This is a genomic window from Pseudomonas prosekii (assembly GCF_900105155.1).
Lineage (GTDB): Bacteria > Pseudomonadota > Gammaproteobacteria > Pseudomonadales > Pseudomonadaceae > Aquipseudomonas > Aquipseudomonas prosekii.
This window is the reverse complement of record NZ_LT629762.1, coordinates 2,267,331-2,285,805: the sequence shown is the minus strand read 5'-3', so window position 1 is coordinate 2,285,805 and position 18,475 is coordinate 2,267,331. Positions and strand designations below refer to the sequence as shown.

Here is an 18,475-nt window from a genome sequence, read left to right as displayed (position 1 = left end):
CAGCAGTCGCCTTGGGTTTCTTCTGATGTACCGCATGTGCAGGTTTTGCGACGGCTTCGCCGTCGAACGCAGCCTCGCGGGCTCGGCAGCTGCTACAGAGGAATTGGGTGAACTTCATGGCAGCATCCTTTCGACGGCTTCGGTGAAGACCTTGGGCGAGGCCAGTTGCATTTCGCGGCTGCTCATCTCGACCGCGACTTGCACGGTGCTGGCGCGGGTCAGGCGTTCGCCGGTTTGCAGGTCGCTGATCAGGTAATTGATCTTCAACCGGTTCTCCCATTCGACAAGGCTGGCGCGCACGTTCAGCGTCTGGCCGAACACCGCGCCGCGCACATAACGCAGTTGCAGGTCGATCACCGGCCAGGCAAACCCCGACTCGACCATCGCCGTGTAGTTGTGGCCGATTTTGTCGAGCAACGCGCATCGGGCGATTTCCAGGTATTTCACGTAATGGCCGTGCCAGACCACGTGCATGGTGTCGACATCAAAGAACGGCACGAGGATTTCCGTATCGGCGTGAAGCACTCCTTTGCTACGCATGCAGCCTCCAGTGTTGTTCGGCGATACGTTGCAGGCACAGGCGCAATTCGCCTTCCAGCGCACGGTCTTCGATGACCGGCGCAAAGTCTTTCGCCAGCTCCTCATGCATCGCTGCCAGCGCGGGCGGCAGCGGTCGCGCCTCTTGCGCCCGGCTGCGCAGCCACACACCTTGGTTGGCCGCGAGCAAGGTGGCGGCGGCGACCTGTTCGGTCAGCTCCAGCACCCGCACGGCATCGCGCGCGGCGATGGTGCCCATGCTCACTTTGTCCTGGTTATGGCACTCAGTGGAGCGCGAGAACACGCTGGCCGGCATGGTGTTTTTCAGCGCTTCGGCGGTCCAGGCGCTGGTGCCGATCTGCACCGCTTTGAAGCCGTGATTGAGCATCGCCCGTTCGGCACTGGCGCCGGACAGATTGCTCGGCAAACCGTGGTTGTAACGCTCGTCGACCAGCAGCGCGAGTTGTCGATCCAGCAGATCGGCGACGTTGGCGACGAGGTTTTTCAGGCTGTCCATGGCGAACGCAATGTGGCCACCGTAGAAGTGCCCGCCGTGCAGCACGCGCTCGGCTTCGGCGTCGATGATCGGGTTGTCGTTGGCGCTGTTGAGCTCGATTTCGATGAACGAACGCAGCCAGTTCAGGCTGTCGGCCAACACGCCAAGTACGTGCGGCGCGCAACGCAGCGAATAGCGATCTTGCAGGCGATGCAGCGGCGCGGTGGGCGCGTCGATCGCGAGATCCTTGCGCAACCACGCGGCGACTTGCATCTGCCCCGGATGCGGTTTCGCGGCGAACAGGCGCTCGTCGAAATGCTCCGGATTACCTTGCAGCGCGACCACGTTCAGCGCGGTGATGCGGGTCGCCAGTTGCAGCAGATAATCGGCGCGGGCGAAGGCGAGGCAGGCAATCCCGGTCATCACCGCCGTGCCGTTCATCAGCGCCAGGGCCTCTTTGGGGCGCAGCACCAGCGGCGTCCAGCCGAGTTCGCGATGCACATCGGCAGCTTGCCGACGTTCGCCACCGAACATCACTTCGCGCTCACCGGACAGGGTCGCGGCGACGTACGACAGCGGGGTCAGATCGCCGCTGGCGCCGACCGAACCTTCTTCCGGAATCAGCGGCAGGATGTCGTGTTCGAGGAAAGCTTGCAGGCGTTCCAGCAGTTCCACGCGAACCCCGGACACGCCGTGGCACAGCGACTGCAAACGCGCTGCGAGCACAGCGCGGGTCGCCTGGGCGTCGAGCAATTTGCCCAAGCCGCAACCGTGGAAAGTGTAGAGATGACGCGGCAGCGCTTCGACGTGATGCAGCGGCACCGCGACCACGCAGGAATCGCCGTAACCGGTGGTCACGCCGTAGATCACGCCTTCCTTGTCCAGCAGCGAGTCGAGAAAACGCGCGCCTTTGGCAATGCTTTCGCGGTATTCAGGGTCGCCCTGCAACTGCGTCGGCGCGTGGCGGTTGGCCACGGCCAGCACGTCTTCGATGCGCAAAGGGAGTTCGCCGAAGGTTACCGGCTCAAGCGTTGGCGTCGTCATCGGTCTTCCAGAAAGGGTAAAAGTTGAACCATTGTTGAGGCGCTTCAAGGCAATAGTGACCCAGGCGTTCGGCGTAGCGGGTCGCCCACTGATGAATGACCTGCTCGCGGTCGCTGCGCTTCCACACGATGGCGTCGGCGAAGGGTTCGAGGGTCAGGCGATATTCACCGTCGGGCTTCTTCAGGCACAGCAGCAGATTGACCGGGCATTTGAGCAGCCCGGCGAGCAGCCACGGGCCTTGCGGGAACGCTGCCGGGTAGCCGAGAAAGTCGACGTTGACGCTGCGCCCACCGTGCAGCGGCACGCGGTCGCCGGCAATCGCCAGCCACTCGCCGCGCTCCAGGCGTTCGTGCAATTGCAGCATGATCACCGGGTCGAGCTCGCTGACCTGAATCAGGCGCAAATTGCTCGCGCCGGCCTCGCCCAGCAGGCGATTGAACTGCTCGGCGTGCTTGGTATGCACCAGCACATTCATCGTCACTTGCTCGCCGATTTCCGCCAGTGCGCGGCAGACTTCAAGGTTGCCCAAGTGCGCGCCCACCAACAGTTGGCCACGGGTGCCGCGCAGTTGCGTGCGCAGCAACGCCGGGTCGACGATTTCGATCTGGTTGATGCTGAGCTTGCCGTTCCACACGTCGAGCTTGTCGAGCATCGAATCGGCGAACGCCATGAACTGGCCGAATACGCGCCAGTGCGTCGGGCGCAATTGCGCGCGAGCGCTCCAGTCGGCGAGGCGCTGCTGGTATTGCCAGGCGCTTTTACGGGCGCTGCGGCCGAACAGGAAAAAGTACAGCACGATGCCGTACAGCAGCGGACTCAACAGCCGTCGGCCAAGGACTTTGGCGCAGACGGCGGTGAATTTCATCAGCCAGAAACTGCCGCGCTCCTGGCGGTCGGCCCAGTGCTTTTTATCGGTATTGGCGGTCATGTGCGCCACCGTCGCCAGAGGATCAGCGGCGCGCGCAGCAACATGCCGAAGAACAGCCGGGTGTGCATGCTCGAGATCAGGACGTTGTCGTGGAACAGGCGAAAATGCGAGACGCCGTCCAGCGGGTAATGGACCTTGGTTTGCAGCCACAACATCGGCTGATTGCGCCACGACAGGCGCACCAGAATGTCCGAGTCGAAATCCATGCGTTTGCCGATTTTCGCCGAGCTGATCAACGCCAGGGTTGCCGGCAATGGATAGACGCGAAAACCGCACATCGAATCGCGGATCTGCAGCGACAAGGTGTTTATCCAGACCATCATGTGGGTCAGGTAACGCGCATACAAACGGCCCTTGGGCACGCTGGCGTCGTACAGCGGATAACCGCAGATCAACGCTGCCGGATTGGCCCGCGATTGCTCGATGAAAGTCGCGACGTCGGCGAGGTCATGCTGGCCATCGGCGTCCACTTGCAAGGCGTGGCTGAAGCCCAGCCGCGAGGCTTCGCGCAGACCGGTCATGACCGCGCCGCCCTTGCCTTGATTGACGGTCAGGCGGACCAGGAAAACGTCATCGCGCTGCGCCAGTTGGTCGAGCACTTTCGCGCAGGCCGGGGTGCTGGCGTCATCGACCAGAATGCACGGAAAACCTTGGGCGATCAGGGCATCGACGACCGTGGTGATCGCGGTTTCGTGGTTGTAGACCGGGATGATTGCGCAGGGGTTATGCATTTTGATACCCACCGCACCCTTGTAGCAGCTGGCGAAGCCTGCGTTCGGCCGCGAAGCGGTGGCAAACCAGATCAACGAGATCCTTCAGAATCACCATGGCGGCCTGATTGCGAGCGCTTCGCACTCGGACGCAGCCTGCGGCAGCTGCTACACGGGAATTCAACTTATCCACAGGACGCCTCCAGCACAATCCGTCCGCTGGAGCAGGTGGCGGTGTCGTTACGGAAGGCGAAATACAATTTGCTGCGCACCGCGTCGAAACGCAGGTGCAATTGGATTTCGTCGCCGGGGCGCACCAGTTGCTGGAATTTCAGCACTTCCATGCCGGCGAAGCGGCTCGGCAGGTTCATCAATTGCTGGCCGAGGCTCAGCGCCCAATCCACTTGCACCACGCCGGGCAAAACCGGGGTTTGCGGGAAGTGACCGCTGAAATAGGCGAGGTCCGGCGGTACGGCCAGTTGCAGGCTCCATTCACCGTCGGTTTCCACTTGTCCCAGCACTTCCGGGGCCTTCGCTCGCGGCGCCAGCAGCAGCGCTTCGACGCCGGCCTGCGGCAGTTTGCCTTGGGCGTTCAGCGGCAATTGACGGAGGATGCGCCAGCGCCGTGGCAATGCCAGCGCTTCGCAATGCTGGCTCAGGTGCTGGCGCAGTTCCTGGGTCAACGTGCGGCGGCCCTGATTGCGCAACGCATGCAGCCCTTGTTGGCTGAGCACCAGCAGCGCGCCCAGCGAAGCACGGTTTTCCTGGACCACGCCAAGCCGCGCGTCGGCGACCCAATCGTGCGCCATCAACGCTTGTTCGAGCATCGGCAGGGAGATCCGTTTTTCTTCCAGTTTGACGATCCGGTCGAGCCGGCCAAGCAATTCGAAACGGCCGTCGGCGGCCATTCGCGCGGCGTCGGCGGTGTGCTCGATGTGGCCGGCAGGCAAGTACGGCGAGGCGATCAGCAAAGCGCCGTCGCTGTCCTGACTGAGCACCACGTCGGCGAATGGCTGCCACAGGTCTTGGCCCTGGCGCCAGGCAATGCCGCCGGTTTCCGAGCTGCCGAGGATTTCCGTCGGCCATTGCTGCAAGCGTTCGAACAGGCTTTGCGCGGCGTCGGCAGGCAGCGCGCCACCGGAGGAAAACACTCGGCAAACTGCGCTCAGGGCCGGCCAGTCGAGGTTGTCGCCCATGCGTTTGAGCAGCGCCGGGCTGCCGACCCAGGCAAACGCCGGGTATTCGCGGCTGGCGCGCTGCAAGTCTTCCGGGAAGGCCAATTGCTTGCGCACAAACGTACGCCCGGCGCACAACGGCCAGAGCACGCGAAACAGCAAGCCGTAAATATGCTGAGTGCCGACGCTGCCGATGATGCAGGCCTGGCCCAGATCGGCGCCCCACAGCTGTTCCAGCGCTTCGACCTCATTGGCCAGTTGGCGCAGGGTTTTGTCGATACGCTTGGGTTCGCCGCTGGAGCCGGAGGTGCACAGGCTCAACTCACAGCGATCCAGATCCAGCGCAGCGGCGGCCAGCGGCGCGTGCTGATAGTCGGCCAGATGCGCGTCGTCGGGCTGATCGGTCAGCCACAGATCGACGTCGCTCGACCAGCGCTGGCGCGTCTGCGCTTGCAGGTCGGCCGGCAGCAACACGCTGACCCCGGCACGCCAGGCGCCGAGCAGCGCAATCGCCAGGTCGGCGGCGTCTTCGAGGTGCACGGCAATGCGTTTGATACCGTCGGCTTGCAGGCCGGCGGCGAAGCTCAGGGCTTGCGCGCACAACTGCGCGTGATTCAGCGCCGGTGCGGCCGTCATGGCGCGTTCCGGCTGAGCCTTGAGCAGCAATTGCTCAAGTTTTATCCAATTCATGGGTGGCCTCGTACCCGTTGTCGTATCAGCCATTCAATGGCAAACATCAGGCCGATCAATCCATAGGAGATCAGGCCGGTGTACAACATCCACCAACTCAGCGGCGCCCAGAGGGTCAACGCGGCGGCGCACAATCCGTTGCAGAGGAAAAACACACTCCAGGCCAGCGTGACCTTGCGTGTGTAAACAATCGCCTTCGCGGGCAATTTCGGTTCGCGCAAGCGCGCCAGGCGTTCGGCCATGGGTGGGCCATATTTCAGGCTCAGCCCGAACAGCGCGAGCATGAACGCGTTGATCAGCACCGGGTACCAGCGCAACAGCGCCGGGCTGTCGAACAGCGCCAGCAGCAGGCAAAACCCGATGGCGACGATGGCCATCCACAGGCTGCCGGGCCGGCGCACGCCGGTCAGCGCGCGCGCCAGCCACAGGCTGCCGAGCAGCAGGCCAAATTGCCACGGGGCAAAGTGCTCCATGCCGAAATACACCGCAAAGGGGTACAGCAGGCCCGCCAGCAGCAGGCCGAGGCCGATCACTCGGCTCATGCGGCGGGTTGAACCAGACGGTAAACCGCCTCGACCACATCGCGGACGGTACGCACCGATTTGAATTCTTCGGCAGCGATCTTTTTGCCGGTCTGGCGCTTGATGTGGTCGATCAGGTCGACCGCGTCAATGCTGTCGATTTCCAGGTCCTGATACAGGTTGGCGTCGAGGCTGACGCGCTCGGGCTCCAGCTCGAAGAGTTCGACCAAGGCATCGCGCAGGGTGTTGAAAATGTCATCACGAGTTTGCATGGTCCGGTCTCAAGCTGCCTGTTTTGCGGTGACGAACGCCGCAAGGCTCGCCACGTTGCTGAAATGGTTGCGCGTGTCTTTGGCATCGGCGTCGATCTTGATGCCGTACTTTTTCTGGATCGCCAGACCCAGTTCCAGAGCGTCGACCGAATCCAGGCCCAAGCCTTCGCCAAACAGGGTCTGGTCGTTGCCGATGTCGTCGGCACTGATGTCTTCGAGGCCGAGGGCTTCGATGATCAGTTCTTTAATATCCTGCTCGAGGCTATTGGTGTGCAGATCGCTCATCTTCGGCGAGCTCCTTAATAAAGTAGGTGTGCAAATAATCGTTGAGCTTGCGCGAGGCTTGCGGGGCAGGGCCTTGCGCGGCGAAGGTCTGTGGGTCTATATCGGCCCCGACACGGAAACTGAAGTGCACGCGCCGTTTCGGGATGCGATACCAGGGTTCGGCTTTGGTCAGGGTGGTCGGGCTGACCTTGATAATCACTGGTGTGAGGATTTTCGCACCGCGCAGGGCAATGGCCGCGCCACCCCGATGAAAGGCCGGTGGCTGGCCGGGCTGGGTGCGCGTGCCTTCGGGGAAAATGATCAGGGTCTGGCCGCTTTTCAACGCGTCGGCCGCGGCGTCGAGCATGTCCATGCTGCCGTCGTTGCTGATGTATTCGGTGCTGCGCAACGGGCCACGGGTGAACGGGTTTTCCCACAGGCTCTTTTTCACCACGCAATTGGTGTGGCGCACCAGACCGATCAGAAACACCACGTCGATCAGCGACGGGTGGTTGGCGATGATCATTTGCCCCGGCCGGCCCAGTTTTTCCGCGCCTTGAATGTCGTAAGTCAGCACGCCTGCGCGGGCCATGAAACGCACGAAAAACCAGAAGCAGCGACTGACGGTCTTGCGCGCCCGCAGCCGATGCGTCGCGGCATCGCCGGGCAGGCAGCCGAGCAAGGGAAAAACCAGCAATCGCAGGCACAGCCCACCCAACCCGAAGAGGGCGAAGCTCGCGGCGGTGGCCAGCAAACGCCAATAGTAGGCGTCGCGGTTTTTTCCGGTTACGGGTTGCGTTGCCAGGTCCATACACGATTTTTCCAGGCATGTTGGCAGGTTGACTGCTGGCCGAGCAGGGTACGCAAGAGATTCAGGGCATGGGGCCAGTGGGTTTTCGGTAATTGCTGCGGATTGCTGCTCAACGACAGCTGCCAATCGTCGCCGGTGGTGATCAACAGGCCAACGGCGTAAGGGAACGGCACATCGTCGATCCACGCCGAATAAGCTTGCGGCGGTTGTTCTTCGGTGACCACCAGCAGCACGGCGGGTGCGCCCTCCGAAAGCAGCGCCGCAGCCTCAAGCATGCCGTGTTCAAGGCCATCGCCGGCAGCGGCGAGGGCGGTCATTTCACTGGTTTCGCCGCGCATGATCGACCACAGGCCAATAACGGCGTTGTGCACCGAGAGGCTGAACTGGGTCGGCGACAGCGGCTGATCGGCGGCCAGATCGCTGAGAATATCGAAGGTGCGCGGGGTTTCGCCGTGACGGGAAATAAAGACCAACGGTAGGTCCTGCCGACCATCGGCCAGTGGCCAGCCAACACTGAACGCCATCCGCGCCAGTCGGCTGAGTCGCCGGCGCTGCATGGCCGGCAGAAACGACACGTCGGGGGCGGCATCGCTGCAGGTAGGCGCGACCGGTTGTCGGCACCATGCCCGCCAATCGTCCACGCTTTCGAGCCCAGGGGCCCATGCGCGCCATTGGGCGATGTTGAAGTTGATCACTGAGATTCATCCCGCCCCTGCGGGCTTTCCTTGACGCGGTGAGTCGCACAAATATGCGCCCGACCTAACGAGGCGCTGAACGCCGAGTGGCGCGCATTATCCCGGTGCGGCGGGCGTGTAGCAAATGTTGGTTACATTTTGCGCAATGAAATGTACCGGTTGGTTCGCGGTAAAGCTGTCGTATTGCCATTATCCACATTCCAGCGCGCAAATCTGTCGGGCGAGTCTGCGATCAACGGGCGATTTTGCGTTTTGTTGACCAAGAGTTTGCACCTGACCGTGTAGTCCCGATACGCGCAAGGTAGCTAAGCAGCGCCATGGACTACTACACTCGGGCATTCTTTGATACACGGAGGTTTCGACATGCGGCGTGTGGTGTTCAATCAGAAAGGTGGGGTAGGCAAGTCGAGCATTGCCTGCAATCTGGCCGCAGTCAGCGCCAGCGAGGGTTATCGCACCCTGCTGGTGGATCTCGATGCCCAGGCCAACTCGACGCAGTACCTGACCGGGCTCACCGGCAATGACATCCCGATGGGCATTGCCGATTTCTTCAAGCAGACCCTGTCTTCGGGGCCGTTCTCGAAGAAAAACCAGGTCGATATCTACGAAACCCCATTCGACAACCTCCACGTGATCACGGCCACCGCCGAACTGGCCGACCTGCAGCCCAAGCTCGAGGCCAAACACAAGATCAATAAGCTGCGCAAATTATTGGACGAGCTGGACGAGGACTACGACCGGATCTACCTCGATACGCCGCCGGCGCTGAACTTTTATGCGGTGTCTGCGTTGATCGCCGCCGATCGTGTGCTGATTCCCTTCGACTGCGACAGTTTCTCGCGCCATGCGCTGTATGGCTTGCTGGCGGAAATCGAGGAGTTGAAAGAGGACCACAATGAAGGGCTGGAGGTTGAAGGCATTGTGGTTAATCAGTTCCAGGCCCGGGCGAGCCTGCCGCAGCAGATCCTCGACGAACTGATCGCCGAAGGCCTGCCGGTGTTGCCGGTTTATCTGGGCAGTTCGGTGCGCATGCGGGAGTCGCACCAGGCGAACATGCCGCTGATCTACCTTGATCCACGACACAAACTGACCCAGCAATTTGTTGAGCTGCATAACCTGCTTGAGAACGCCTGACCCCACAGCCACCGCCGAACCACTGTGGGAGCGAGCTTGCTCGCGACGGGGCCTTAACATTCAACATCCGCGTTGACTGAACGGGCGCCATCGCGAGCAGGCTCACTCCTACATTTGATCTTTGCTGGGCTTAGATTCCTTGGCTACGCAGCCAGCTGAGCAACTGCGGCAATGGCAGCGCGCCGCTCTGGCGCGCGATTTCCCGGCCGTTTTTGAACAGGATCAAACTCGGAATCGAGCGAATTCCCAACTGCGCCGACAACTGTTGATTGGCCTCGCTGTCCAGTTTCGCCAACCGACACTTGCCCGCCAATTGCCCCGCCGCTTGCTCGAATACCGGCGCAAACGACTTGCACGGCCCGCACCATTCGGCCCAGACATCCACCAGCAGCGGCAGATCACCCTTGATCTGGTTGGCGTAATCGCCTTGTTTCAAATCAAAAGGTTTTCTCAGCAACACTTCAGCCTTGCAGCGACCGCATTTCGGCTGATCGCCCATGCGCTCGGCGGGGATGCGGTTGAGGCCGTTGCAGTGGGGGCAGGGAATTAGCAGTGGTTCAGACATGAGGGTGGTCCTGGTAAGAAGCCGATGTCCTGTATTTGGAGACGTCTGCTGACATTTTCAATCGTGCAGCCTATCGCGCGAAAACTAGGCTGAGGTGAATCAGTGAGACCGCTGGTCTTTCGGGTGTTATCGCAACTTGCGATATTCCCAATCTGTGATTAACTCCCCATAGCAGAATGCGATAAGGATGTTGCATGCATGTCATCACCGAAAAACGCATACGCGAAGCCAAGGTCAAATGGCCAATGACTGCTAGCGCACTGGATCATTGGTATCAATTGGCCAAAGGAAGCAAACCGCACGATTTTGCGGCAATGAAGGCTTTGTTTCCCGCCATCGATAAAGTAGGTGAATTGCATGTTTTCGATATCGGCGGCAACAAGCTACGGCTGATCGCCTACGTCAGATACCGTGCGCAGAAGCTCTATATCAAGCATGTACTCGATCACCGCGAGTACGAGCGCGGGAAGTGGAAGGAGGAAAGGACATGAGTATTTTGATCAAAAGAGCCGCCGAGCATTGGGAGTTCGTTGCCCCGTTGCTGCGCAAACCAAAAAACGAAGAAGACTACGACCGATTGGCCCAGGCTCTCGATGAATTGCTGGCGATGACCGGCGGCGATGAGTCCCACCCGTTGATGAGTCTGGTGGATATCATCGGCGACTGGATTGAGGAGTGGGATCACAAGCATCACCCGATGCCCAAACCCAGTGGCGTCGAGGTTCTCGGCTATTTGATGCGCGAGCACGCATTGAGCCAAAGCGACTTGCCGGGCGTCGGAACCCAATCAGTGGTTTCCGAAATCCTGAGCGGCAAGCGTCAGCTCAACGTGCGACAGATCCGCTGGTTGGCTGAGCGCTTCGCCGTTTCGGCGGAAACGTTTATTTGAGCACTCACGACGAACAACTGATCTCCAAATGCTTGCCCCATTCCGGCGGCCGTTCGGCGTAGCTGTCCATCCCCGGCTGTTCCTCGAAGGGGTTGTTCAGCACTGCATGCAGTCGGCGCACCTCGGCGTAGTCACCGCTCTCTGCTGCATCGATAGCTTTCTGCGCCAGGTAATTGCGCAGGATGTACAGCGGATTCACCGCATGCATCCGAACCTGGCGTTGCGCTTGGTCGAGCAAGCCTTCGCGCGCAACCCTGGCCACATAGAGTTCGGCCCAGGCATCGAAACCCTTGATGTCGACAAAGTCATCACGCAACTGCGCGACCGCGAGTGCCGGCGATTGATCGCCGAGGCGGCGGAAGAACAGCGTGTAATCCACGCCACTGTTTTGCATCAGTTGCAGCAGGTGTTCGAGGAGTTTCTGGTCGTCATCTTCGGCGGTGGTCAGGCCGAGGCGGCGGCGCATCAGGTCGAGGTAGTGGGCCTGATACAGCGGCAGGTAGAGGCCGAGGGTTTCGCGCAGGGCGTCGACGCTGATGAACGGCGTCAGGGCCTGGGCGAGGGCGCTGAGGTTCCATTGGCCGATCGGCACCTGGTTGCTGAAGGAGTAGCGGCCCTGGTCGTCGGAGTGGTTGCAGATGAAGTTGGCGTCGAAGTCATCGAGGAAGGCGAACGGGCCGAAGTCGAAGGTGATGCCGAGGATCGACATGTTGTCAGTGTTCATCACGCCGTGGCAGAAACCGTAGGCCTGCCATTTGGCGATCAGTTCGGCATTGCGCTCGACGATTTCGCGAAACATCGCCAAGTACGGCTCGGGTTGCTCCAGGCATTCGGGAAAATGCATGGCCAGAACGTGCTCGCCGAGCTGTTTTTGCTGCTCGGGGCGCTTGGTGTAGTAGAAATATTCGAAATGGCCGAAGCGCACATGGCTCGGCGACAGGCGCAGGACCATGGCCGCGCGTTCCTGTTTTTCGCGCCACACCGGCGTGTCGGAGCCGATCACGCAAAGTGCGCGGGTGGTCGGGATGTTCAGGGCATGCAGGGCTTCGGAGGCGAGAAACTCGCGGATCGAGGAGCGCAACACCGCGCGGCCATCGCCCATGCGCGAGTAGGGCGTCTGGCCGGCGCCCTTGAGGTGCAAGTCCCAGTGTTCGCCGGCCTCGTTGTAGACCTCGCCGAGCAGCAGGCCGCGGCCGTCGCCGAGTTGCGGGTTATAGCTGCCGAATTGATGACCGGAATAGACCATCGCCCGTGGTTCGGCCTCGGCCCAGAGCTTGTGGCCGCCGAACAGTTCGGCGAACACCGGCGTCTCGGCCAGCGCCGGGTCGAGGTCCAGAAGGGCCATGGCGGCGGGGCTGGCGACCACCAGTCGCGGCGCGGCGATGGGCTCGGGCAGCACGTGGGTTGAGAATGCGTCGCCGAGGCGGGCGAAGCGATTATCGAAGGTCAGTTCGTCGAGGGCTTTCAACGGCCATCTCCAGCAGAATGTCCGAGCATTCTGCTAGGGATAAACGCGTTAGTCGAGTTTGGTCGGAGGCGGCTCTTGTTCCGGCTCATCCTTGGCGAGCCCGGTCGAGACATCCTTCGAAGGATCTTTTGCAACATCCGTCGAGGCATCCGTCTTGGCCTGCGTTGAAACACCGGCCGGCACTTCGCGCGAGATGATGGTTTTGTTCTCTTCCTCGACCGGCACCAACTTGTATTCCTGGCCATGCAGGTTTTTCAGATAAACCTCCATCTGCCTGAACGAGATGTTGATGTTCTGCTTCTTGAACTCGTTGTTGATGAAGCGGTTGACCTCATCGAGCACCGGGTTGCGGTCGCCGAGGTCGCGCACGTGCATGCGCAACTCATGGTCGAGGGTGCTTTCGCCGAAATTCAGGAAGTACACGTGCGGCTCGGGTTCCTTGAGCACGCGCGGGTTTTCGCGTGCCGCTTGCAGGAGCAAGGCCTTGACCAGATCGAGGTCGGAGCCGTAGTCGACGCCGAGTTTGAGCGTTACCCGGGTAATGGTGTCGGTCAGCGACCAGTTGATCAGTTGCCCGGTGATGAACGTCTTGTTCGGGACAATGATGTCTTTGCGGTCGAAATCGGTGATCGTCGTGGCGCGGATGCGGATCTTGCTCACCGTGCCGGACAGGTTGCCGATGGTGATGGTGTCGCCGATCCGCACCGGGCGTTCGAACAGGATCATGATCCCGGAGATGAAGTTGGCGAAGATTTCCTGCATGCCGAAACCGAGACCAACCGAGAGCGCCGCCACCAGCCATTGCAACTTGTCCCAACTCACGCCGAGCGTGGACAAGGTCGAGACAAAACCGACGCCGGCAATCACATACGACAGCAACGTGGTGGTGGCGTAGGCGCTGCCCTGCGCGAGGTTGAGCTTCGATAGCACCAACACTTCGAGCAAACCGGGCAAGTTGCGCGCCAGGGCGAACGTGATGCCGATGATGATCAGCGCGCCGAGCATGTCGCCGATGCTGATCGGCACCATGCTCATGTTCGCGCCGGTGCCGCTGGTGTATTCGTAGAGCGTGATGTTGTCGAGGTACGAGAAAACCGAAATCAGGTCCGACCAGACCCAGTACAGCGCAGCGATGAAACCGCCGAGCAGCGCCAGACGGATCAGGCGCAGCGATTGTTCGTTGACCTTTTCGATGTCCAGCGTCGGCTCTTCGATGACGGCTTCGCCCTCGCCGGCCTCTTTTGCAGCCTGGCGTTTGGCCAGGGCGCGGTGATAGGCGAGGCGCCGTGCGGCAACGCTGAGGCCGCGCACAAACGTGGCTTCGATCACCAGCCAGAACATCAGCAAGTACAAGGTGTTGATCAAGCGGTCACTGAGTTTCAGCGCGGTGTAGTAATAGCCGAAACACACCGCGACAAACAACGCGATCGGCAGCACCGCGAACAGCACCCCCACCGCTCGACGGAACAGCGAAGCGCTTTCGTGCGTCGGGCTGCTGATCAGCAGACGACCGAGCAGCCAGGCCATCAAGCCGTAACAGGTCAGCACCACCGGCATGCCCAGCACGTCATCGGCCAGCGCCGCCGGTTGCAACTCGGCAACGGCCACCACGGCCACGAGGGCCATGACCACGAGGCCGAGACGACGGATCCAGCCTTGCAGGAATTCCACCTGAGGTTTTTCCCAACGGAAATGCAGTTCGGCGACGCCGCCCGGCGCAAGAATCCGGTAAGCGGTGTAGAACACCAGCCACGCCTGACCCATCTGGATCAGCGCCGCGCCCATATTGGCGTTTTGCCCGCGGGCGTCAAATTGCAACGCGAGACCGCACAAGGCCAGGCCCAGCGCCACCGGCACCGCCAGCAGAATATTGATCAGAATCGCCTGCGGCGTGTGCCACTGGCTGTCGCGCTTGAAGTGGCCGATGTCCTGGTGAACCTTGTTCAGCCGCGCGTACAGATTCTTGCGGCGCCACAACAACGCGCCGATCAGCAACACCAGCGGCAGGAACAGCAACGGCCGCTGCACCAGGCCATCAATCAATTCGCTCAGGCTCGACGTCCACGGCAGCGTGGTGACCTGACGTTGCAGGCGCTCCGGCACGCCGCGCATCCATTCCGGGTCCAGCGGTTTGTTGCTGGGAATCCAGAACATCTGCTCGTCGAGCGTCGCGCGCAGGCTCTGCGCGGTGCTGAGCAATTGTTTCTGATTGAGTTGCAGGGTGATCGATTCGTTGAGCACCGCGCTCAATTCGCGGTTCAGCCGCTCGAGCAGGTCGGAGCGAGTGTTGGCCAGTTCCAGCAGACTTTTACGCAATTGCGGGGTGACTTGCTCCGGCGGTTGCGTCGACAACAGATTGTCGACGTAGGCCGCTGGGTTGCTGAGCAATTCGCGCTGCTGGCTGACTTCAAACTGATACAAGCGAATGTCGGCAATCTGGTCCGCGAGGTCGCGGTCGAGTTGCAGGCGCGGCAGTGCTTGTTTCTGCTTATAGAGAATCTTCGACAGCAGCAGGCTGCCCTTGAGCACGTTGATCTGCTCGTCCAGCGCCGAATCGCTCTGGGTCACGCTGTCGAGTTGCTGTTTGGTTTGCAGGTTCTGCTGGGTGACTTCGTTGAGGCGGTCGGTGCTCTTGAGCAAGTAATCGGAGAGCTTCAGGTTGGCCGCGCTTTCGACCGCCAGCAAGCTGCTGCTGCCGGACTTCTGCGCTTCAATCGACTGTTGCGTCACGGTTTCCTGGGACTGCGCGAGACGCTTCTGGTTGATCAGCGTTTGCAGTTCCTGGATTTCCTGGTCCAGACGTGTGGTCTTTTCCGAGAGCAAGTCATGCTGGCTGTTGCCCAGATCCTGCAACTGATTGTTGCCAGCCAGTTCCTGGCGACGCAGCGGAATCAGCGCGTTGAGCGCCGCGAGTTCGGCATTCAGCTGATCGCGCTGCTCGCCGCTCAAGGTCTTGCCGTTATCTTTGCCGGCCTTGAGGATGTTGTTGATCTGCTGGATGCGCGTCTGGCTGCTGGCGATCTCCGCTTGCGCGCGCTCGGGGCGCGTTTGCGCGGTGATGATCAGGCTGTTGGCTTCAGCCAGGGCTTTTTGCAGATCGCTTTGCTGGGTGGAGCGCTCGGTCAGCATCTGCTCGAGTTGCTGGATCGACGAGTTGGCGTAGCGTTGTGCCACCGGCAGCACTTTGGTGCCTTTGAGCCGGACCAGTTCGCGCTGATTCTCGATGTTGAGCTTGGGCGCGGTGGCCAGTTGCTGCTTCAGATCGCTGAGTTTCTGCTCGTAGTCTTTCTTGTTATTGAGCTGGGTCAGCGTGCCTTGAAGCAGTGACTGCAGGGCTTTCTGGTCGGCCTCGGGCAGTTTGCGGTCGGCAATCTTGTCCAGGTTCGCCTGCACGGCTTCGCTGGTGGGCGGCTCCGCAGCTTGCAATGGACCAATGGAAAGACTCAGGCCCAGCAGGGCGATGGCGAACAGGGAGCGCAGGGTTGGCATAGATACCGGTCTGGAACTAGGTGAAAAGAATGGCAGTTTAGAGGAAGAGTCCCGGGCCTGGGCGACTTCCTTCGGGGAATCTGACGCCCACTTTGCCAATCTTGTTCCCGTCCATGACCGCGACCGTCCAAATGGTACTGTTCCATTCCACCTGGTCGCCCACGACCGGCGCACCGCCGACTTTCTGCGCGATGAAGCGGCCCAGCGACATGTCCGGATCGATGCCTTCGACCTTCAACCCGTACAGCGCCGCAACCGCCGCCAGCTGGGCATCTCCTTCGAGTACGAAGTCGCCGAAGAAGCGCAAATCCAGACCGCGTTGCGGCGCCTGACTGAACAGTTTGCCGAGCGCCGGGAGGTTGTGTTCATGGCCGATTACGCAGAGCAAATCGTCGACTTCGAGCACGGTACTACCCGACGGATGGAGCAGTTGCTGACCACGAAACAGGGCGGCGATCCGCGTACCTTCGGGCATTTTCAGCTCGCGAAGCGGTGAACCGATGCACCATTTCTCGGCGCCGAGGCGGTAAACGAACAACTCCCACTCGCTGGTGACGTGCACTTCCAGCGCCGAACGGGAGATTGGCGCGGGCTCCGGCGGCACCGTGACTTTCAGCAATTTAGCCACCCACGGCAGGCTCGTGCCTTGCACCAGCAGCGAAACGAGGACGATGAAGAACGCGAGGTTGAAATACAGCTGAGCGTGCGGCAGGCCGGCCATCAGCGGGAACACCGCGAGAATGATCGGCACCGCGCCGCGCAGACCGACCCACGAGATGAAGGCTTTTTCCCGTCCGTGGAACGCTTTGAACGGCAGCAGGCCAACCATCACCGACAGCGGCCGCGCAAACAGGATCATCCACAGCGCCAGGCCCAGCGCGGGCAGGGCGATTGGCAGCAAGTCGTGCGGCGTGACCAGCAAACCGAGCACGAGGAACATGCCGATCTGCGCCAGCCACGCCATGCCGTCGAGCATGTGCAGAATGCCGTGGCGGCTGCGCACCGGACGGTTGCCGATCACCAGACCGCACAGGTAAACGGCAAGGAAACCGCTGCCGTGCAAGGCGTTGGTCAGGGCGAAGACCAGCAGGCCGCCGGCAATCACCAGAATCGGATAGAGGCCGTTGGCCAGGTTGATGCGGTTGACCAGTTGCAGCATGACCCAACCGCCGCCCAGACCAATCACGCCACCGATGCCGAATTCACGGATCAAGTGGCCGAGCAGGCTCCAGTGCAGGCCGGTCTGGCCGCTGGCGAGCATGTCGATCAGGGTCACCGTGAGAAACACCGCCATCGGATCGTTGCTGCCGGATTCGATTTCCAGGCTGGCGGTCACCCGTTCGTTCAGGCCTTTGCCACCGAGCAGCGAGAACACCGCCGCCGCATCCGTTGAGCCGACGATGGCGCCGATCAGCAGGCCTTGAATCATGTTGAGGTCGAACAGCCAAGCGGCCGCCATGCCGGTCAAACCGGTGGTGATCAACACCCCGACCGTGGCCAGCGACAGCGCCGGCCATAACGCCACGCGGAAACTCGAAACCCGTGTGCGCAAGCCGCCATCGAGCAGGATCACGGCCAACGCGAGGTTGCCGACGAGGTAAGCGGTGGGGTAGTTATCGAAGATGATGCCGCCGCCGTCGACGCCGGCCGCCATGCCCACAGCCAGGATGATCACCAGAATCGGGATGCCGAGGCGCGACGAAAGTGAGCTCACCAGAATGCTCGCACCTACCAGCAACGCGCCGATCAAGAACAGGCTGTTGATGGTCGTCGCATTCAAAGGCAATACTCCAGAAAGCTGAAAAAACAGGCACAAACTGACCATGCAGTCTGCGTGCCAGCGATTCTAACCTGTTGAAATGTGATGCTGTCAAAAAGCTTTTGAATGTGTGGTGATTGGGTTTGGGGTCGGCTGGGGATCGGCCCCTCACCCTAGCCCTCTCCCCAAAGGGGCGAGGGGACTGATTGAGGTGTTTGTTCGAAGTACATCGACCTGAAAGATTGCATCGAACTCAGGAGTGGTTTTGCGATTTCGAGTCGAACTCAGACTTCGAAAACCGCGAAGATCGGCTCCCTTTCCCCTCTCCCCAAAGGGGCGAGGGGACTGAACGGGGTGTTTATTCGAGGTGCATCGACCTGAAAGATTGCATTGAGCTCAGGGGTGGATTTGCGATTTCGATTCGGCTTGGGATCGGCCCCTCACCCTAGCCCTCTCCCCAAAGGGGCGAGGGGACTGATCGGGGTGTTTATTCGAGGTGCATCGACCTGAAAGATTGCAGCGAACTCAGGGGTGGTTTTGAGATTTCGATTTGGCTTGGGATCGGCCCCTCACCCTAGCCCTCTCCCCAAAGGGGCGAGGGGACTGACCGAGGTGTTTATTCGAGGTACATCGACCTGAAAGATTGCATCGAACTCAGGAGCGGTTTTGCGGTTTCGATTCGGCTTGGGATCGGCCCCTCACCCTAGCCCTCTCCCCAAAGGGGCGAGGGGACTGACCGAGGGGTTTATTCGAAGTACATCGACCTGAAAGATTGCAGCGAACTCAGGGGTGGTTTTGAGATTTCGATTTGGCTTGGGATCGGCCCCTCACCCTAGCCCTCTCCCCAAAGGGGCGAGGGGACTGACCGAGGTGTTATTCGAAGTACATCGACCTGAAAGATTGCATCGAACTCAGGAGCGGTTTTGCGATTTCGATTCGGCTTGGGATCGCCCCCTCACCCTAGCCCTCTCCCCAAAGGGGCGAGGGGACTGACCGAGGTGTTTGTTCGAAGTACATCGACCTGAAAG

Annotated in this window: 17 protein-coding genes; 3 read left to right on the top strand and 14 right to left on the bottom strand. The window is 60.9% G+C overall.

Going from position 1 to position 18,475, the window contains the following annotated elements:
- Positions 1-114 precede the first annotated feature (114 nt).
- From BLU01_RS10390 to BLU01_RS10345, 10 genes are all read right to left on the bottom strand, one after another.
- A complete protein-coding gene (locus BLU01_RS10390) occupies positions 115-540 on the bottom strand; it encodes an acyl-CoA thioesterase (protein ID WP_092274408.1) in 426 nt (141 codons plus the stop codon).
- A complete protein-coding gene (locus BLU01_RS10385; RefSeq protein ID WP_092274405.1) occupies positions 533-2,077 on the bottom strand; it encodes an HAL/PAL/TAL family ammonia-lyase in 1,545 nt (514 codons plus the stop codon). Before BLU01_RS10385 ends, BLU01_RS10390 begins: the two co-directional genes overlap by 8 nt.
- Positions 2,058-3,005, bottom strand: coding sequence for an LpxL/LpxP family acyltransferase (locus BLU01_RS10380; RefSeq protein ID WP_092274402.1), 948 nt, complete (start codon positions 3,003-3,005; stop codon positions 2,058-2,060). Before BLU01_RS10380 ends, BLU01_RS10385 begins: the two co-directional genes overlap by 20 nt.
- Positions 3,002-3,736, bottom strand: a complete 735-nt coding sequence (locus BLU01_RS10375) for a glycosyltransferase family 2 protein (protein ID WP_092281558.1) — start codon at positions 3,734-3,736, stop codon at positions 3,002-3,004. The genes BLU01_RS10380 and BLU01_RS10375 overlap by 4 nt, the downstream gene beginning before the upstream one ends.
- Before the next feature lie 164 nt (positions 3,737-3,900).
- Complete coding sequence (locus BLU01_RS10370) at positions 3,901-5,580, bottom strand: acyl-CoA synthetase family protein (protein ID WP_092274399.1); 1,680 nt, start codon at positions 5,578-5,580, stop codon at positions 3,901-3,903.
- Positions 5,577-6,122: a COG4648 family protein gene (locus tag BLU01_RS10365; RefSeq protein WP_092274396.1), complete on the bottom strand. Its 546-nt coding sequence runs from the start codon at positions 6,120-6,122 to the stop codon at positions 5,577-5,579. Before BLU01_RS10365 ends, BLU01_RS10370 begins: the two co-directional genes overlap by 4 nt.
- Positions 6,119-6,373, bottom strand: a complete 255-nt coding sequence (locus tag BLU01_RS10360) for an acyl carrier protein (RefSeq protein WP_092274393.1) — start codon at positions 6,371-6,373, stop codon at positions 6,119-6,121. Before BLU01_RS10360 ends, BLU01_RS10365 begins: the two co-directional genes overlap by 4 nt.
- Before the next feature lie 9 nt (positions 6,374-6,382).
- Entirely contained in the window at positions 6,383-6,658 is a 276-nt protein-coding gene (locus tag BLU01_RS10355) for a phosphopantetheine-binding protein (RefSeq protein ID WP_092274391.1), read from the bottom strand.
- Entirely contained in the window at positions 6,636-7,448 is an 813-nt protein-coding gene (locus BLU01_RS10350; protein WP_092274388.1) for a lysophospholipid acyltransferase family protein, read from the bottom strand. The genes BLU01_RS10355 and BLU01_RS10350 overlap by 23 nt, the downstream gene beginning before the upstream one ends.
- The gene (locus tag BLU01_RS10345) at positions 7,424-8,149 is read right to left on the bottom strand and encodes a beta-ketoacyl synthase chain length factor (RefSeq protein WP_092274385.1); all 726 of its coding nucleotides are present in this window, start codon (positions 8,147-8,149) and stop codon (positions 7,424-7,426) included. The genes BLU01_RS10350 and BLU01_RS10345 overlap by 25 nt, the downstream gene beginning before the upstream one ends.
- Before the next feature lie 357 nt (positions 8,150-8,506).
- Between BLU01_RS10345 and BLU01_RS10340 the strand changes: the two genes are divergently transcribed.
- Positions 8,507-9,277: a ParA family protein gene (locus BLU01_RS10340; protein WP_092274382.1), complete on the top strand. Its 771-nt coding sequence runs from the start codon at positions 8,507-8,509 to the stop codon at positions 9,275-9,277.
- A gap of 130 nt (positions 9,278-9,407) precedes the next feature.
- Here the strand turns inward: BLU01_RS10340 and trxC are convergent, their stop codons facing one another.
- A complete protein-coding gene (gene trxC, locus BLU01_RS10335) occupies positions 9,408-9,842 on the bottom strand; it encodes a thioredoxin TrxC (RefSeq protein WP_092274378.1) in 435 nt (144 codons plus the stop codon).
- A 194-nt stretch (positions 9,843-10,036) separates the two neighbouring features.
- Between trxC and BLU01_RS10330 the strand changes: the two genes are divergently transcribed.
- Both BLU01_RS10330 and BLU01_RS10325 read left to right on the top strand, forming a co-directional pair.
- Positions 10,037-10,333: a type II toxin-antitoxin system HigB family toxin gene (locus tag BLU01_RS10330; protein WP_092274375.1), complete on the top strand. Its 297-nt coding sequence runs from the start codon at positions 10,037-10,039 to the stop codon at positions 10,331-10,333.
- Positions 10,330-10,731 carry a helix-turn-helix domain-containing protein gene (locus BLU01_RS10325; protein ID WP_092274372.1) on the top strand — a complete coding sequence of 134 codons (402 nt, stop codon included), beginning with the start codon at positions 10,330-10,332 and terminating at the stop codon, positions 10,729-10,731. Before BLU01_RS10330 ends, BLU01_RS10325 begins: the two co-directional genes overlap by 4 nt.
- Before the next feature lie 4 nt (positions 10,732-10,735).
- On the opposite strand, the gene selO is transcribed toward BLU01_RS10325, so the two are convergent.
- Genes selO through BLU01_RS10310 form a run of 3 tightly spaced genes read right to left on the bottom strand, consistent with a single transcriptional unit; the run spans position 10,736 to position 17,468 of the window.
- Positions 10,736-12,199 carry a protein adenylyltransferase SelO gene (selO, locus tag BLU01_RS10320; protein WP_092274369.1) on the bottom strand — a complete coding sequence of 488 codons (1,464 nt, stop codon included), beginning with the start codon at positions 12,197-12,199 and terminating at the stop codon, positions 10,736-10,738.
- A 48-nt stretch (positions 12,200-12,247) separates the two neighbouring features.
- Positions 12,248-15,688 (bottom strand): mechanosensitive channel MscK, encoded by a 3,441-nt coding sequence (mscK, locus tag BLU01_RS10315; protein WP_408003130.1) that lies wholly within the window; start codon positions 15,686-15,688, stop codon positions 12,248-12,250.
- A gap of 37 nt (positions 15,689-15,725) precedes the next feature.
- Positions 15,726-17,468 carry a potassium/proton antiporter gene (locus BLU01_RS10310; protein ID WP_092274366.1) on the bottom strand — a complete coding sequence of 581 codons (1,743 nt, stop codon included), beginning with the start codon at positions 17,466-17,468 and terminating at the stop codon, positions 15,726-15,728.
- Between the last annotated feature and the right edge of the window lie 1,007 nt (positions 17,469-18,475).

Excerpts from the sequence above, each read along its gene's own strand:
- BLU01_RS10380 (WP_092274402.1), bottom strand. The coding sequence starts at position 3,005 with ATGACCGCCAATACCGATAAAAAGCACTGGGCCGACCGCCAGGAGCGC.
- BLU01_RS10390 (WP_092274408.1), bottom strand. The coding sequence starts at position 540 with ATGCGTAGCAAAGGAGTGCTTCACGCCGATACGGAAATCCTCGTGCCG.
- BLU01_RS10340 (WP_092274382.1), top strand. The coding sequence starts at position 8,507 with ATGCGGCGTGTGGTGTTCAATCAGAAAGGTGGGGTAGGCAAGTCGAGC.
- mscK (WP_408003130.1), bottom strand. The coding sequence starts at position 15,688 with ATGCCAACCCTGCGCTCCCTGTTCGCCATCGCCCTGCTGGGCCTGAGT.
- BLU01_RS10360 (WP_092274393.1), bottom strand. The coding sequence starts at position 6,373 with ATGCAAACTCGTGATGACATTTTCAACACCCTGCGCGATGCCTTGGTC.
- BLU01_RS10325 (WP_092274372.1), top strand. The coding sequence starts at position 10,330 with ATGAGTATTTTGATCAAAAGAGCCGCCGAGCATTGGGAGTTCGTTGCC.
- BLU01_RS10365 (WP_092274396.1), bottom strand. The coding sequence starts at position 6,122 with ATGAGCCGAGTGATCGGCCTCGGCCTGCTGCTGGCGGGCCTGCTGTAC.
- BLU01_RS10375 (WP_092281558.1), bottom strand. The coding sequence starts at position 3,736 with ATGCATAACCCCTGCGCAATCATCCCGGTCTACAACCACGAAACCGCG.
- BLU01_RS10330 (WP_092274375.1), top strand. The coding sequence starts at position 10,037 with ATGCATGTCATCACCGAAAAACGCATACGCGAAGCCAAGGTCAAATGG.
- trxC (WP_092274378.1), bottom strand. The coding sequence starts at position 9,842 with ATGTCTGAACCACTGCTAATTCCCTGCCCCCACTGCAACGGCCTCAAC.
- BLU01_RS10355 (WP_092274391.1), bottom strand. The coding sequence starts at position 6,658 with ATGAGCGATCTGCACACCAATAGCCTCGAGCAGGATATTAAAGAACTG.
- BLU01_RS10350 (WP_092274388.1), bottom strand. The coding sequence starts at position 7,448 with ATGGACCTGGCAACGCAACCCGTAACCGGAAAAAACCGCGACGCCTAC.
- BLU01_RS10370 (WP_092274399.1), bottom strand. The coding sequence starts at position 5,580 with ATGAATTGGATAAAACTTGAGCAATTGCTGCTCAAGGCTCAGCCGGAA.
- BLU01_RS10385 (WP_092274405.1), bottom strand. The coding sequence starts at position 2,077 with ATGACGACGCCAACGCTTGAGCCGGTAACCTTCGGCGAACTCCCTTTG.